The sequence below is a fragment of the Kocuria sp. U4B genome (assembly GCF_054875615.1).
The window spans coordinates 1,722,999-1,737,410 of sequence record NZ_CM142180.1 but is presented as its reverse complement, the minus strand read 5'-3'; the positions used below and the strand labels follow the sequence as shown (position 1 = coordinate 1,737,410).

The following is a 14,412-nucleotide window of genomic DNA, read 5'->3' as shown; positions in this document are numbered from 1 at the left end:
GAGACCATGCACCCTGCCACCCGCCCCGCCGCCGACCCCGCCGCGGCGGCCGCCACGACGGCCACCGTGATGCCCGCCGAGTGGGCTCCCCACGAGCGGACCTGGATGGCCTTCCCGCCCCCCAACGACACCTTCGGCCCCGCCTGGTCCGACACCCTGGAGCGGGCCCGCCGCGCCTGGTCGGCCGTGGCCCGCACGATCGCCCGCCACGAGCCCGTGACCGTCGTGGCCGACCCCGTCGACGCGGCCGCGGCCCGGGCCGCACTGGGGGAGGGGATCGAGGTCGTCCAGGCCCCCCTGGACGACGCCTGGCTGCGCGACTCCGGGCCCACCTTCGCCCACGGGGCCGACGGGTCGGTGGCCGCCGTGGACTGGGTGTTCAACGGCTGGGGCGCCCAGGAGTGGGCCGCCTGGGGGAGCGACCAGCACCTGGGCCGCTTCGTCGCCGAGCGGTCGGGTGCGGAGGTGGTCCCCAGCGCCCTGGTCAACGAGGGCGGGGGCTTCCACGTCGACGGCGAGGGCACCGTCCTGCTCACCGAGACCGTGCAGCTGGACCCCGGCCGCAACCCCGGCGCCACCAAGGAGCAGGTCGAGGCCGAGATCCACGCCCGGCTGGGCACCACCAGGGCGATCTGGCTGCCCCGCGGGCTGACCCGCGACTACGACGAGTTCGGCACCCGCGGCCACGTCGACATCGTGGCCGCCTTCGCCGGCCCGGGCACCGTCCTGGTGCACCGCCAGGACGACCCGGCCCACCCGGACTTCGAGGTGTCCCGGCAGATCCGCGCCGTGCTGGAGGCGGCCACCGACGCGCAGGGCCGCCGGCTGCGCGTCGTCGACGTCCCCGCCCCCACCGTCCTCGACGCCGGCGACGGGTTCGTCGACTTCTCCTACATCAACCACTACGTCGCCAACGGCGTCGTCGTGCTGTGCGCCTTCGACGACCCGAACGACGCCGTCGCCGCCCGGATCCTCGGGCAGGCCTACCCCGGGCGGGCCGTCGAGCTGGTCGACGCCCGCGACATCTTCGCCTTCGGCGGCGGCATCCACTGCATCACCCAGCAGCAGCCGGCCGCCCGCACGGGCGCCGGGCACGGGCAGGGCCGCCGATGAGCACCGTCGACGTCGTCGAGGCGACCATCGGGCAGCTGCGCGCCGCCCTGGAGGCCGGGCGCACGACGAGCGAGGAGCTGGTCCGGCTCTACCTCGAGCGGATCGCCGCCTACGACCGGGGCGGCCCCTGCCTCAACGCCGTGGTGGTGGACAACCCGGAGGCCCTGGCCGAGGCCCGCGCCTCCGACGCCCGCCGCGCCCGGGGGCAGACGCTGGGCCCGCTGGACGGCATCCCGTACACCGCCAAGGACAGCTACCAGGTGCGCGGGCTCACCGTGGCCGCGGGCTCGCCCGCGTTCGAGCATCTCATCGCCCAGCGCGACGCGTTCACGATCGAGCGCCTGCGCGCGGGAGGCGCGGTGCTGATCGGGCTGACCAACATGCCCCCGATGGCCAACGGCGGCATGCAGCGCGGCGTCTACGGCCGCGCCGAGAGCCCGTACAGCGCCGACCACCTCACCGCGGCCTTCGGCTCGGGCTCCTCCAACGGCTCGGGCACGGCGACGGCGGCCTCCTTCGCGGCGTTCGGCCTCGGCGAGGAGACCTGGTCCTCGGGCCGGGCGCCGGCCTCCAACAACGCGCTGTGCGCCTACACCCCCTCGCGCGGGATCATCTCCGTGCGCGGCAACTGGCCGCTCGTGCCGACGATGGACGTCGTCGTGCCGCACACCCGCACCATGGCGGACCTGCTCGAGGTGCTCGACGTGGTCGTCGCCGACGACGCCGAGACCCGCGGCGACTTCTGGCGCGTGCAGCCCTGGGTCGAGATCCCGACGGCGTCGGCCGTGCGCCCCGCCTCCTACCGCGCCCTCGAGGTGGCCGACGCCGCCGCGGCCGCCCGGGTCCTGACCGGCGTGCGCCTGGGCGTGCCGCGCATGTACATCGGGGCCGACCCCGAGGCCGGCACCGCGGAGCACCCGGGGATCGGCGGGCCGACCGGGCGGCGCATCGAGCCGCGCGCGTCGGTGCTCGCCCTCTGGGAGGCCGCCCGCCGCGACCTCGAGGCCGCCGGCGCCGAGGTCGTCGAGGTCGACTTCCCCGCCGTCACCAACTACGAGGGCGACCGCCCCGGCGCCCCGACCATCGCCACCCGCGGGTTCGTGAGCCCCGAGTACCTGCGCCGGGAGATCCTCGACCTCTCCGCCTGGTCCTGGCACGACTTCCTCGCCGCCAACGGCGACCCCGCCCTGCACCACCTCGCCGACGTCGACGGCGCCAGGATCTTCCCCCACCCGGCCGGCGCGCTGCCCGACCGCTACGACGGCTTCGACGACGACATCGCCGACTACCCGGTGTTCGTGCGCGAGCACGGCGTCCCCGTGCTCACCGGGATCCCCGGCCTGGAGGACGGGCTGCGCGGGCTCGAGCGGACGCGCCGCGTGGACCTCGAGCAGTGGATGGACGAGCGCGGCCTCGACGCCGTCGTCTTCCCGGCCGTCGCCGACGTCGGCCCGGCCGACGCCGACGTCGACGAGGCGTCCGCGGAGCTCGCGTGGCGCAACGGCGTGTGGGTGGCCAACGGCAACCTCGTGCCCCGGCACCTCGGCATCCCCACGGTGACCGTGCCGATGGGCACGATGGCCGACATCGGCATGCCCGTCGGGCTCACGATCGCCGGCCGCGCCTGGGACGACACGGAGCTCCTGCGCCTGGCGGCAGCGTTCGAGGCCACCGGCGCCCGCCGCACCGCCCCGCCGCGCACCCCGCCCCTGCAGGGGTGACCGTGCCGGTGCGGTGAGCCGCCGGCACGGGCCTGCTCGGGCAGATCGGGTGCTGACCGGTGCCGGGCCCGCGCACTGAGGTCACCAGATGTGCACCCGCTCCCCGGGGGCGAGCCACAGCCCGTCCCCGGGGCACGTCGCGAACGTCGCGTGGAAGGCGTCCATGTTGCGCACCACGCCGTTGCAGCGGAACTCCTCGGGGGCGTGCGGGTCGGTGGCGAGCCGGTTGACCAGCTCCTGCTGCCGGGCGGTCGAGCGCCACAGCGCCGCGTAGGCGTAGAAGAACCGTTCCCGGCCCGTCAGCCCGTCGAGCACCGGGGCGGTGTCCAGGTCCAGCCCCCGCTCCCGCAGGGCCATCCGGTAGGCCACCAGGGAGATCTCGAGCCCGCCGAGGTCCCCGATGTTCTCCCCCACGGTGAAGGCGCCGCTGACGTGGTGCTCGGCCGGGTCCAGTCCGCCGGGGGTGTAGCCGTCGTACTGGGCGACCAGTGCGGCCGTGCGCCGGGCGAACTCGGCGCGGTCCTCCTCGGTCCACCAGTTCTCGAGGTGGCCGGCCGCGTCGTACTTGGCGCCCTGGTCGTCGAAGCCGTGGCCGATCTCGTGGCCGATGACGGAGCCGATCGCGCCGTAGCAGACGGCGTCGTCGGCGTCGATGTCGAAGAACGGCGGCTGGAGGATCCCGGCGGGGAAGACGACCTCGTTGAGCACGGGGTGGAAGTAGGCGTTGACCCAGTGGGGGTAGAGGAACCACTCGCCCCGGTCCACCGGGGTGCCCATCTTCCCGACGGTCCGGTCGTGCTCCAGCGCCAGCCCGGCCCGGACGTTGCCGAGCAGGTCCCGGGGGTCCAGGCGCAGCGAGGAGTAGTCGCGCCACGTCTCCGGGTAGCCGACCTTGACGGTGAACGTGGACAGCTTCTCGAGGGCGCGCGCCCGGGTGGCCTCCGACATCCACTCCAGCCGCCCGATCCGCTCCCGGTAGGCGGCCAGCAGGTGCTCGACGAGCTGCTCGATGCGGGCCTTGTGCGCGGGCGGGAACCAGCGGGCCGTGTAGGCCCGGGCCACGTCGTCGCCCAGGATCCGGGTGACGAGGAACTCGGCCCGCTTCCAGCGCTCGCGGGGGCGGGTGATCCCGGACAGCGCGGTGCTGTAGAAGCGGAAGTTCTCCTCGACGAACGTCCCGGGCAGGAAGGGGGCGCGCTTGGACACGATCCGCCACGCGTGCCAGATCCGGATCTGCTCCTCGGACCACGCCTGCCACAGCCGGCCGAGCCCGGCCACGAACGAGGGCTGGCGCACGATGATCCGGTCGAAGATCCCCGTGCCGCGGCCCGGGGCGATGCCCTCGAGCCACGCGGCCCACGGCAGGCCCGGCGCCATCGCGTGCAGGCCGGCCACGTCCACGGGGTTGTACATCTCCTCGACGTCCCGGGCCGCGACCGTGTCCCACTGCGCGGCGGCCAGCTGGGTCTCCATGGCCATCACCGTGGCGGCGGCCTGGGCGGGGTCCACCCCCCAGTGCGCCGGGAGGCCGGCGAGCGCGAGCATCGCCGCGACGTGGTCCGTGAACGCCGCCCGCAGCCGCTCGTGCACGGCGTCCGTGTAGTAGGACTTCGAGGGCAGGGACAGCCCGTCCTGGCACAGGAAGAAGGAGTAGCGGGAGGAGTCCCGGGAGTCGTTCTCCACGAAGAAGGACAGCAGCCCGTCCACGCCGGTGCGCTGCAGGGCCGCCGAGGCGCGGGCGAGCCCGTCCTTGTCACGGGCGGCGTCCAGCAGCGCCAGGTCGGGCTCCAGCGCGGCGCGGCCGCGGCGCTCGATCTCCTCCTCGTCCAGGAAGGAGCGGTAGAGCGCGCCCATGCGGGAACCGGGCGGGGCCTCCTGGATGATCTCGTGCACCCGCTCGGTGTTGCGGTCCGTGAGGATCGCGGACGCCCCGTCGGCCGAGCGGTCGTCCGGCAGCTCGTGGGCCTCGATCCACCCGCCGTTGACGTGGCGGTACAGGTCGTCCTGCGGGCGGACACCGGGGTGGACGTGCTGCAGCTCGAGGCCGGAGGCGGTCGTCACGGGCGCATCCCCTGTCGTCGTGGGGTCATGGGTCTCGCGGTCCGAGCGGGCCGCGTCCTGCGCCCAGCCTACGGACGACGACGCCGTGGCCCGCCCCGCGCGGGCCACGGCGTCCGTGGTGCTCCTCACACCGCCCCGGCTCGGCCCGCGGGGTGGTGCCGTGCGTCAGCTCGCGGACGGCTCCGGGCTCGCCGATCCGGCGGCCTCCCCGGTGCCCAGCCACTTGCCCTCGAGCTCCTCGAGGGTGCCGTCCTCCTTCATGGCCGCCAGCGACTCGTTGACCTGGTCGAGCAGGGCGGTGTTGCCGGTCTTCACGGCCAGGCCCAGCTGCTCGCCGGTCTCGATCTCCTCGACCAGGCGCAGCTCGGGGTTGTCGGTGATGGCCGGGCCCATCACGGAGATGTTGCCGATCACGGCCTCGACGTCGCCGGTGTTGAGCCCCTGGATCATCAGGGCCGAGTCCTCGTACTGCACGACCTCGGCGTTGTTCTCCTCGGCCTGGGTCTCGCCCGTGGTGGCCTGCTGCACGCCCACGCGCTTGCCCTGGACGTCGGCCAAGGAGTCGATGTCGGCGTCCGGGGCCACCAGCAGGGCGAGGTTGTCGTCGAGGTAGGGGTCCGAGAAGTCCATGACGGACTCGCGCTGCTCGTTGATGGTCATCCCCGAGGCGGCGAGGTCGCACTGGTTCGAGTCCAGGGCCACGCCCGACTGGATGCCCTCGAAGCCGGTGCGGATGAACTCCGTCTGCACCCCCATGTCCTCGGCGATGCTGTTCACCAGGTCGACGTCGAAGCCGACGGTCTGCCCGTCCTCCGTGTACTCGAAGGGGCGGTAGGGGATGTCCGAGCACACCGTGAGCGTGCCCGGGGTGACCAGGCTGATCTCCCCGCCGCTCGCGTCGCCGCCGGCCTGCTCGCCGCCCCCGGTGCTCGAGCACGCGCTCAGCGCCAGTGCGGAGACGGCCAGCACGGACAGGGTGCCCGCCCCGCGGAACCTGCTCTTCATGGATCTGTCCTTCCCTCAGGAGGTGGGTGACCGCTCCGGGACGCGACGTCGTGCCCCGCGGGCGGCCGACCGCTGAATGTGCCTCAGTGTAGGGGCATTCGCGCCGCACATGTGCTGCGGAACACCGGTCGGTAGCACATTGCCCGGTGGGCCCGGCGCCGCCGGCGCGGACCGCCCGGGCCGGGGTTGGGCACAATGGAGCGCATGACCTGCATCGACGTCCCCCACCGGGCCGGAACCATCGACCCCCCCGGCGTCCCTGCCCCTGCGGGCAGGCCGTGATGACGGCCCAGGAGCCCGCGAGCGTCCGCGTCGACGTGTGGCTGTGGGCGGTGCGCGTGTTCAAGACGCGCTCCGCGGCCACGGCCGCGTGCCGCGCGGGCCACGTCAGGATCGACGGCACCTCGGTCAAGGCCGCCCAGCCCGTGCGCCCGGGCCAGCGGGTCACCGTGCGCCGCCCCGGTCACGAGCAGGTGCTCGAGGTCGTGCGCCTGCTGGTCAAGCGGGTGGGCCCGCCCGTGGCCGCGACCGCCTACGTGGACCACAGCCCGCCCCCGCCGGCACCCCTGCACGCCGCGGTGCCCCGGCGCGACCGCGGCGCGGGCCGGCCCACGAAGAAGGACCGGCGGGAGATGGACCGGCTCCGCGGCGGCGGGCCCGCCTGACCGGGCGTCGGTAGCCTGGTCCGGTGACCACGACCTCCCGCGCCCGCGACCTCAACCGCCAGATCCTCGCCCTGGCCGTCCCGGCCTTCGGGGCGCTCGTGGCGGAGCCGCTGTTCCTGCTCGCGGACTCCGCGATCGTCGGCCACCTCGGCACGCCCCAGCTCGCGGGCGTGGGCGTGGCGGCGACGGCGGTGCAGACCGTGGTGGGGCTCATGGTCTTCCTCGCCTACAGCACCACCCCGGCGGTGGCCCGCCACCTCGGGGCCGGCCGGCTCGCCGAGGCCGTCGCGGTGGGCCGGGACGGCCTGTGGCTCGCCGCGGGCCTCGGCGCGGTCCTCTCCGCCGCGGGCTGGGCCCTCGCCCGGCCGCTGCTGGAGCTCATGGGCGCCCGCGGCGACGTCCTCGAGCACGCGGTGACGTACCTGCACTGGTCCCTGCCCGGGCTGACCCCCATGCTCGTCGTGCTCGCCGCGACCGGCGTGCTGCGGGGGCTGCAGGACACGAGGACCCCGCTGCTCATCGCGGGGGCCGGGGCGGCCGCCAACGCCGGGCTGAACCTCGTGCTCGTCCACGGGGCCGGGCTCGGGGTGGCCGGCGCCGCGATCGGCACGTCCGCCGTGCAGTGGGCCATGGCCCTGGCCTTCCTGGGCATCCTGCGCCGGCTGGCCCGCGCGCACGGGGTGGGCGCGGCGACGTCGTGGGCGCGCGTGCGCGAGCACCTGACCGTGGGCTCATGGCTCATGCTCCGCACCCTGTCGCTGCGGATCGCGATCCTTGCCACCGTCCTCGTGGTCACGGGCCAGGGCGCCCAGAACCTCGCCGCGCACCAGCTCGTGATGACGGTGTTCAACTTCCTGGCCTTCGCCCTGGACGCCCTCGCCATCGCCGCCCAGGCCCTGCTGGGCCGGGACATGGGCGCCCGCGACCTCACCGACCCGGCCGAGCGCCGGGCGCTGCGCGACCTCATGAACCGGCTGCTCGCCTGGGGTCTCGGCTTCGGCGTGGTCACGGGCGTGCTCGTGGGCCTGCTCGGCACGCGCCTGGGCTTCCTGCTCAGCCCCGACCCCGGGGTGCAGGCGCTGTTCGCGGCGGCACTCGTCGTCGTCGCCGTGGGCCAGCCGCTCGCGGCCTACGTGTTCGTCCTCGACGGCGTGCTCATCGGCGCGGGCGACGCCCGCTATCTCGCGGTGGCCGGCGTGCTCAACCTGGCCCTGTACCTGCCGCTCCTGGGCCTTGTGGCGGCGTTCGCCGGTCCGGGCGCCGCCGGGCTGGTGTGGCTGTGGAGCGCCTACGCGGGCGGCTACCTGGGGGCCCGCGCGCTGACCCTCGGGCTGCGCGCGCGGGGCGACACGTGGCTGCTGGTCAACGCACGGTAACAAGCCGAATTCCACCGGCCCGTGTGGCGCGGATCACCTACGATTTCACCATGGACAGTGAGCTGAGCGCAGAGAACCAGGCCACCGGCGACGGCGCCGGGCGCGGCGCCGTGCTCGTCGGCGTCGACGGTTCGGACCAGGCCCGGCACGCCCTCGAACGGGCCGTCGAGGAGGCCCGGGCCCAGAGCATGTCGGTCCGTCTGGTCGGCGCCTATCCCGTCATCGGGGTGGGGGATCCCGGCCTGGAGACGCGCTTCACCGAGGCCGTCATGAAGGAGAACGCCGAGCACCTGGCCGAGGCGCGCGAGCTCGTCGAGCGGGCCGGGCTGCCCGTGGAGGTCGTCGAGGCCGCCGGTGACGCCGCCAAGGCCCTGGTGGAGCAGTCCCGCGACGCCGCGCTCGTCGTCATGGGCAAGCGCGGGCGGGGCGGAGCGCTGCGCGGACGTCTCGGCTCGGTCTCCGCGGCCGTCGCGGCCCACTCGAAGTGCCCGGTGATCATCGTCCCCGAGGCCGGCGAGGGGCGCCACGCCCGGCACGTCGGCGGCGCCACGGACGTCGCGCTCGAGCCCGGCGGGCCCGTCTCGGTCGACGACGTCGACTTCGCCGGCCGGGTGGTCGTCGGCGTGGACGCCCTCGGCTCCCGCAACCCCGCCCTGTGGAAGGCCGTGGAGTACGCGCAGCGGCACGGCCGCAAGCTCGCGCTGCTGTCCGTGAACGGGGCGCTGTCCGGGACGCCCACCTGGTTCCAGGACGAGTTCAACCAGGCCCGGTACTTCCACGAGGCGGACGAGCGGCTCGCCGAGATCTCCCGGGAGATCGCCGAGGAGCACCCGGAGCTGACCGTGGAGCACCACATCTTCGTCGGGCGTCCGGCGCGCATCCTCATGCACGCCACCGACTCCGCGGAGCTGGTCGTCGTCGGCTCCCGCGGCATCGGCGGGTTCCGGGGGCTGCTGCTCGGCTCGGTGTCCCAGGCCGTGCTCGAGAACGCCACCGGCCCGGTCATGATCGTGCCGTCGCACCCCGCCTGAGCCGGGCCCGGTCCCGCCGGCCGCGCCGGCACGCCCCGATCACGAGCGGAGGAGGAAGCAGCGCGAGATGGCAGAGCAGATCGTCGTCGGCTACGACGGCTCCGAGTACAGCGACCGCGCCCTCGAGTGGGCCGTCCAGGAGGCGGCCGCGCTCTCGGCCGAGCTGAAGGTCGTGGTCTCCGTGGGCCGCCCCGTCGCCGTGGACCCCAGCCTGTACGGGCCCTTCCTCCAGGCCATCGAGGAGGAGGCGGAGAAGGTCGCCGGCCGTGCGGTCGCCCGCGCCCAGGAGCACGGTGTCCGGGCCGTGGGCGTCGTGGAGCGCGGCGACGCCGCCGGGGTGCTGGTCTACGCGTCGGAGCCCGCGTCGGCGCTGGTCGTCGGCAAGCGCGGGCGCCACGGCGTGCGCGGGCGCGTGGGCTCGGTCTCGGCGGCCGTGTCGGCGCACGCGAAGTGCCCGGTGATCGTGCTGCCCGACCGCTGGGACCCGGAGGCCCGGGCCGGGCGCCGGGGGGCCGGTCCCTTCGCGGGACGCGTCGTGGCCGGCGTGGACCGGCTCGGCGGGGACAACCCCGCCGTCGTCGCGGGCGCCCGGTACGCCGGGCGCCACGGACTGGGCCTGGCCCTGGTCACCGTGGTGCCCGAGGCCGCGAACGTGCCCACGGGCTCGGCCGAGCTGGACCGCGCGGTGCGCGAGCAGCTCACCGCCCCGGCCCACGCCCTGGTCGACCAGGTCGCGGCCGCGGTGCGGGCCGAGCGCCCCGGGCTCGACGTCGAGACCTTCGTGTTCTCGGGCGTCCCGGCGGACCAGCTGGTCCGGGCCAGTCGCTCGGCCGAGCTCGTCGTGGTGGGCAGCCGCGGCTACGGCGGGTTCCGCGGGCTGCTCATGGGCTCGGTCTCGCAGGCGGTGCTCAACGAGGGGGAGAGCCCGGTGATGATCGTCCCGGCCCGCAAGAAGGACTGACGGGTCCCCGGGGTGCGCTCACGGCGCGGCGGGGGCCGCCCGCCGCGCCGCCACCAGGGCGAGCAGGTGCTCGTGCACCGCCGTCTCCCCGGTGAGCTCGGGGTGGAACGAGATCCCGAGGACGTGGTCCCGCGCCACCGCGACCACCTCGCCGCGGTGCCGGGCCAGGACCTCGACCCCGTCCCCGACGCGGGTCACCACGGGGGCCCGGATGAATGCCGCGCGCACGGGGGCCCCCTCGCCGCCCCAGGCGAGCTCGGCCTCCTCGGAGGCCGTCTGGGTGCCGAACGCGTTGCGGGCGACCGTCACGTCGAGGACCTCGAGGGTCTGCTGGCCGGGGGCGGGGTCCTCGATCCCCCCGGACAGCAGGATCAGCCCCGCGCACGTGCCCAGGGTGGGCAGGCCGCCGAGCACCGCCTCCCGCAGCGGCTCCCGCAGCCCGAACAGCCTCAGCAGCCGGTCCACGGTCGAGGACTCCCCGCCGGGCAGGACGAGCGCGTCCAGCCCGGCGAGCTGCTCCGGAGTGCGCACGAGCACCGGCTCGGCGCCGAGCTCCCGCAGCATGGCCGCGTGCTCGGCGACCCCTCCCTGCAGGGCGAGCACCCCGACGCGCGGAGCGGAGCTCACCAGCCGCGCTCCGCGAGCCGGTGCGGCGCGGGGAGGTCGCCCACGTTGATCCCGACCATGGCCTCGCCGAGCCCGCGGGAGGCCTCGGCGATCTTCTCGGGGTCGTCGTAGAAGGCGGTGGCCTTGACGATGGCCTGCGCGCGGGCGGCGGGGTTGCCGGACTTGAAGATCCCGGAGCCCACGAACACGCCGTCGGCGCCGAGCTGCATCATCATGGCGGCGTCCGCCGGGGTGGCCACGCCGCCGGCGGTGAACAGCACGACCGGCAGCTTCCCGGTCCGGGCGACCTCGAGCACGATGTCGTAGGGCGCCGCGAGCTCCTTGGCCTTCACGTAGAGGGCGTCCGGGGACACCTTGTGGATGGCCTGGAGCTCGGCGATCTGCCCGCGGATGGTGCGGATGTGCTTGGTCGCCTCGGAGACGTCACCGGTGCCGGCCTCGCCCTTGGAGCGGATCATGGCGGCGCCCTCGGCGATCCGGCGCAGGGCCTCGCCCAGGTTGGTGGCCCCGCACACGAACGGGACGGTGAAGCGCTGCTTGTCGATGTGGTTGACGTAGTCGGCGGGGGAGAGGACCTCGGACTCGTCGATGTAGTCGACCTCCAGGTGCTCGAGCACCTGGGCCTCCACGAAGTGGCCGATCCGCACCTTCGCCATGACGGGGATCGAGACGGCGGCCTGGATGCCCTCGATGAGGTCGGGGTCGGACATGCGGGCCACGCCCCCCTGGGCGCGGATGTCGGCGGGCACGCGCTCGAGGGCCATGACGGCGACGGCGCCGGAGTCCTCGGCGATGCGGGCCTGCTCGGCGGTCACGACGTCCATGATGACGCCGCCCTTGAGCATGTCGGCGAGGCCGCGCTTGACGAGCGGGGAGCCCGTGAGCGGGGTGGCGGCGGTGGTCTGGGCAGGGGAGGTCTGCAGATCGGTCATGGACTCCATCCTCGGGCCGAAAGTGGTCCATTCCCAGGTCCACCAAAGGTAGAATTCAATGGACCACTTGTGTCCGGAAGGAGGAAGCCCGTGCGCCATCCCCACGACGTCGAGCTGCCCGTGCACGTCGACCGCGACGACCCTGCGCCGCTGCCCGCCCAGCTCGTCCAGCAGCTGCGAGGCCTCGTGGTCTCCGGCACCCTGCGCCCGGGCGACCCCCTGCCCTCGACCCGCGGGCTGGCCGCGCGGCTGGGGATCTCGCGCGGCTCCGTGGTCGCCGCCTACGACCAGCTGCACGGCGAGGGATACCTGCACGCGACCAACGGGGCCACGGTCGTCCACCCCGACCTCGCCCGCCCGGGGGCCGGGTCCCCCGCCGCCCGCCCGGAGCCCGCCCCGCCGGCGGTGCCGCGGCGCCCGGCGCGGGGGCGGCCGATGATCGACCTCACCCCGGGACGGCCCGACACGGCCCGCCTGGCCACCCCGCAGTGGCGCGCCGCCTGGCGGGACGCCGCCGCGGCGGCCGCGGGAGCCGCGCCGCCCTCGCCCCAGGGCTCCGAGGCGCTGCGCGAGCAGATCGCCGAGCACCTGCGGCTGATGCGGGGCGTGGTCCGGGACCCCGGCGATCTCTTCGTCACGACCGGCGCCCGCGACGGCCTCCAGCTGCTGCTCGCCGTGCTGCAGGGCCACGCCGGCCGGCCCCTGCGCGTCGCCGTCGAGGACCCGGGCTACCCCTCGCTGCGCCGGGTCCCGGAGCGGCTCGGCCACGAGGTGCTGCCCGTGCCCATCGACGACCACGGCCTCGACCCCGCCCGCCTGCCCGCCGGCGCCTGGTCCCGGGGCGGTGCCTGGGAGGTCGAGCGGGCCCCGGACGCGGTCGTCGTGACCCCGAGCCACCAGTACCCGCTGGGCGCGTCGATGCCCGCGGCCCGGCGGCTCGAGCTGCTCGGGTGGGCCCGCGCCCACGACGCCCTGGTCGTGGAGGACGACTACGACTCCGAGCTGCGCTACGTGGGCGAGCCCCTGCCGGCCCTGGCCTCCCTCGACCGGGCTCCCGGCGCCGCCGCGGAGGCCCCGGCGCCCGGGCGGCTGCTCGGCGCCGGCGGGCACGTGGCCACCCTGGGCTCGTTCACCAAGGTCCTCGCCCCGGGGCTGGGCGTGGGCTACCTGCTGGCCCCGCCGGCCCTGCGGGACGAGCTGCTGCACCTGCGCACCGACCTCGGCAACCCCGCCTCCGCGGTGGTCCAGGACGCGATGGCGCGCTTCCTCGCCGGCGGCGGGCTGCGCCGGCACACCGCCCGGATGCGGCGCGAGTACCGGCGCCGCCGGGACCTGCTCACCACCGCGCTCACCGGCGTGCCCGGGATCCGGGCGGTGCCCATGGACGGCGGGCTGCACGCGGTGCTCGAGTTCACCGGCGAGGTCCCGCTCGAGGAGCAGGACGTGGTCGCCCGCGCCGCCGCGGCGGGGGTGCGGGTCGCGGCGCTGGGCTCCTACTGGGCGAAGGCCGCCCGCGGCGGGCGCCGCGGCGTCGTCGTCGGCTTCGGGGCCACCGGGGCGGCCCGGGGGGCCGACGCGCTGCCCGACGCCCTCGCCGTCCTGGCCCGCGTGCTCGCCGGGCCCGCCCGGCCGTCCGTCGGAGCGGCTCGCTAGACTGTCCTCCGGCCCGACCGGCTCCCCTCCCGAAAGGCGCACCGTGATCCCCGACCCGAGCACCGGCATCCACCGCGACCTGTTCGCGCCCACGCTGCTGCGCGCGCTCGTGGCCCTGGCCTTCGGCGCCGTGACCATCTTCTGGCAGCAGCCCTCGCTCGCCGTCGTGGCGTGGGGGGTGGGGCTGTACCTGCTGCTGACCGGCGCGGCGAGCGTCTTCCTGCAGCTGCGGCTCAACGGCAACGACCACGTCGACATGGGACCCAGCCGGCAGGTCCCGCAGTCCTACGGCGTGCTGTACGCGGTGGGCGGGATCCTCACGGTCCTCGGCGGGGACACCGCGAGCGGTCTCGTGCTCTACGCCGCGCTGATCATGGGCGTCGCCGGGCTCACGGAGCTGGCCCTGGGCCTGAAGTTCCGCACCGGCTTCCCCCTGGGCCGCGACTGGACCATCGCCGGGCTCGTCACGGTGCTCGCCGCGACCGGGCTCGTGCTCGTGGTGGACCTCGGCGCCAAGGCGCTGTTCGGGGTCGTGGGCGGAGCGGCTGTCGTCATCGGGGTGGCCCACCTGCTGGCCGCGCTGACCCTCCGGCACGAGGACCGGCAGGGACGGGCCCCCGCGGGGACGGCGTAGACTGGGCTACCGCACGCCGGGGGCGACCCCGCCGGCGAGCGCCCGCAGGAACACCACACAGGAGGACGAGTGGCACAGCGCAAGGGCTCCCGGGCCGACGTCAAGGGACCGCTCATGCTCTCCGCCGTGCTGGCCGCGGTCGCGTTCGTCGCCGTGGCGATCTTCGCGAGCGGCGGCACCGACAACGCCCTGCGCCTGGACCTCGCCTTCGTCGCCGCCGGCATCGTGTTCATCGTCGCCGTGGTGGTCAGCGCGACCCTCATGATCGTCGAGAAGCCCAACGAGGCGCACCTCGGGCAGGGCACCGGCGTGAACCGCTCTTCCGCGAAGCTCTACGCCGAGGCGCGCGCCAAGCGGGAGCGCGAGGCCGCCGCCCAGCGCACCGACGAGGCGCAGTTCGGCCAGCGGCTCCGCCCGGACACCGAGGGGGAGGACCTCCTGGGCCGCCGCTCCGCGGAGGGCTCCGAGCGCCCCGGCGACGACGGGCCCACCGCGCCGCGCGCCTGACCCGGCCCGCCCGCCGGCCGACGCACAGCATGCTTGGCAGCGGGGCGCCGGCTCACTAGATTGGAACCCGTCCGAAGCAGCAGGAGCGGACCGCGCCCTGCGCGGGACCGGAGAACGGGAGCCAGC

Annotated in this window: 13 protein-coding genes; 9 read left to right on the top strand and 4 right to left on the bottom strand. The window is 75.4% G+C overall.

Going from position 1 to position 14,412, the window contains the following annotated elements; translation table 11 throughout:
- The first annotated feature begins 6 nt into the window (after nt 1-6).
- Together ACYSMR_RS08250 and ACYSMR_RS08245 are read left to right on the top strand one after the other, a co-directional pair.
- Nucleotides 7-1,113, top strand: coding sequence for an agmatine deiminase family protein (locus ACYSMR_RS08250; RefSeq protein ID WP_461747905.1), 1,107 nt, complete (start codon nt 7-9; stop codon nt 1,111-1,113).
- Nucleotides 1,110-2,834 (top strand): amidase, encoded by a 1,725-nt coding sequence (locus ACYSMR_RS08245; protein ID WP_461747904.1) that lies wholly within the window; start codon nt 1,110-1,112, stop codon nt 2,832-2,834. Before ACYSMR_RS08250 ends, ACYSMR_RS08245 begins: the two co-directional genes overlap by 4 nt.
- An 81-nt stretch (nt 2,835-2,915) precedes the next feature.
- Here ACYSMR_RS08245 and ACYSMR_RS08240 read toward each other — a convergent pair whose 3' ends face one another.
- Together ACYSMR_RS08240 and ACYSMR_RS08235 are read right to left on the bottom strand one after the other, a co-directional pair.
- On the bottom strand, nt 2,916-4,895 hold the full coding sequence (locus ACYSMR_RS08240) for a M13 family metallopeptidase (RefSeq protein ID WP_461747903.1): 1,980 nt from the start codon (nt 4,893-4,895) through the stop codon (nt 2,916-2,918).
- A gap of 165 nt (nt 4,896-5,060) precedes the next feature.
- On the bottom strand, nt 5,061-5,900 hold the full coding sequence (locus tag ACYSMR_RS08235; protein WP_251332805.1) for an ABC transporter substrate-binding protein: 840 nt from the start codon (nt 5,898-5,900) through the stop codon (nt 5,061-5,063).
- A 281-nt stretch (nt 5,901-6,181) separates the two neighbouring features.
- On the opposite strand from ACYSMR_RS08235, the gene ACYSMR_RS08230 reads away from it, so the two are divergent.
- From ACYSMR_RS08230 to ACYSMR_RS08215, 4 genes are all read left to right on the top strand, one after another.
- A complete protein-coding gene (locus ACYSMR_RS08230; protein ID WP_251332804.1) occupies nt 6,182-6,565 on the top strand; it encodes an RNA-binding S4 domain-containing protein in 384 nt (127 codons plus the stop codon).
- A gap of 23 nt (nt 6,566-6,588) precedes the next feature.
- Nucleotides 6,589-7,941, top strand: coding sequence for an MATE family efflux transporter (locus tag ACYSMR_RS08225; RefSeq protein WP_461747902.1), 1,353 nt, complete (start codon nt 6,589-6,591; stop codon nt 7,939-7,941).
- 50 nt (nt 7,942-7,991) lie between these two features.
- Nucleotides 7,992-8,972 (top strand): universal stress protein, encoded by a 981-nt coding sequence (locus ACYSMR_RS08220; protein WP_309125035.1) that lies wholly within the window; start codon nt 7,992-7,994, stop codon nt 8,970-8,972.
- 67 nt (nt 8,973-9,039) lie between these two features.
- Nucleotides 9,040-9,933 (top strand): universal stress protein, encoded by an 894-nt coding sequence (locus ACYSMR_RS08215; protein ID WP_461747901.1) that lies wholly within the window; start codon nt 9,040-9,042, stop codon nt 9,931-9,933.
- Nucleotides 9,934-9,951: 18 nt separating this feature from the next.
- Here the strand turns inward: ACYSMR_RS08215 and pdxT are convergent, their stop codons facing one another.
- Nucleotides 9,952-10,560, bottom strand: a complete 609-nt coding sequence (gene pdxT, locus ACYSMR_RS08210; protein WP_461747900.1) for a pyridoxal 5'-phosphate synthase glutaminase subunit PdxT — start codon at nt 10,558-10,560, stop codon at nt 9,952-9,954.
- Nucleotides 10,557-11,492, bottom strand: coding sequence for a pyridoxal 5'-phosphate synthase lyase subunit PdxS (pdxS, locus tag ACYSMR_RS08205; RefSeq protein WP_461747899.1), 936 nt, complete (start codon nt 11,490-11,492; stop codon nt 10,557-10,559). Before pdxS ends, pdxT begins: the two co-directional genes overlap by 4 nt.
- Before the next feature lie 90 nt (nt 11,493-11,582).
- Here pdxS and pdxR point away from each other — a divergent pair, with 90 nt between their 5' ends.
- From pdxR to ACYSMR_RS08190, 3 genes are all read left to right on the top strand, one after another.
- Nucleotides 11,583-13,145 (top strand): MocR-like pyridoxine biosynthesis transcription factor PdxR, encoded by a 1,563-nt coding sequence (gene pdxR / locus ACYSMR_RS08200; RefSeq protein ID WP_461747898.1) that lies wholly within the window; start codon nt 11,583-11,585, stop codon nt 13,143-13,145.
- 43 nt (nt 13,146-13,188) lie between these two features.
- The gene (locus tag ACYSMR_RS08195) at nt 13,189-13,779 is read left to right on the top strand and encodes a DUF308 domain-containing protein (protein WP_251332797.1); all 591 of its coding nucleotides are present in this window, start codon (nt 13,189-13,191) and stop codon (nt 13,777-13,779) included.
- A 69-nt stretch (nt 13,780-13,848) separates the two neighbouring features.
- A complete protein-coding gene (locus tag ACYSMR_RS08190; RefSeq protein WP_251332796.1) occupies nt 13,849-14,286 on the top strand; it encodes a hypothetical protein in 438 nt (145 codons plus the stop codon).
- Nucleotides 14,287-14,412 lie beyond the last annotated feature (126 nt).

Bases quoted from the DNA above. Each gene is read 5' to 3' on its own strand.
- ACYSMR_RS08250 (WP_461747905.1), top strand. From the start codon at position 7: ATGCACCCTGCCACCCGCCCCGCCGCCGACCCCGCCGCGGCGGCCGCC.
- ACYSMR_RS08245 (WP_461747904.1), top strand. From the start codon at position 1,110: ATGAGCACCGTCGACGTCGTCGAGGCGACCATCGGGCAGCTGCGCGCC.
- ACYSMR_RS08235 (WP_251332805.1), bottom strand. From the start codon at position 5,900: ATGAAGAGCAGGTTCCGCGGGGCGGGCACCCTGTCCGTGCTGGCCGTC.
- ACYSMR_RS08230 (WP_251332804.1), top strand. From the start codon at position 6,182: ATGACGGCCCAGGAGCCCGCGAGCGTCCGCGTCGACGTGTGGCTGTGG.
- ACYSMR_RS08220 (WP_309125035.1), top strand. From the start codon at position 7,992: ATGGACAGTGAGCTGAGCGCAGAGAACCAGGCCACCGGCGACGGCGCC.
- ACYSMR_RS08215 (WP_461747901.1), top strand. From the start codon at position 9,040: ATGGCAGAGCAGATCGTCGTCGGCTACGACGGCTCCGAGTACAGCGAC.
- pdxS (WP_461747899.1), bottom strand. From the start codon at position 11,492: ATGACCGATCTGCAGACCTCCCCTGCCCAGACCACCGCCGCCACCCCG.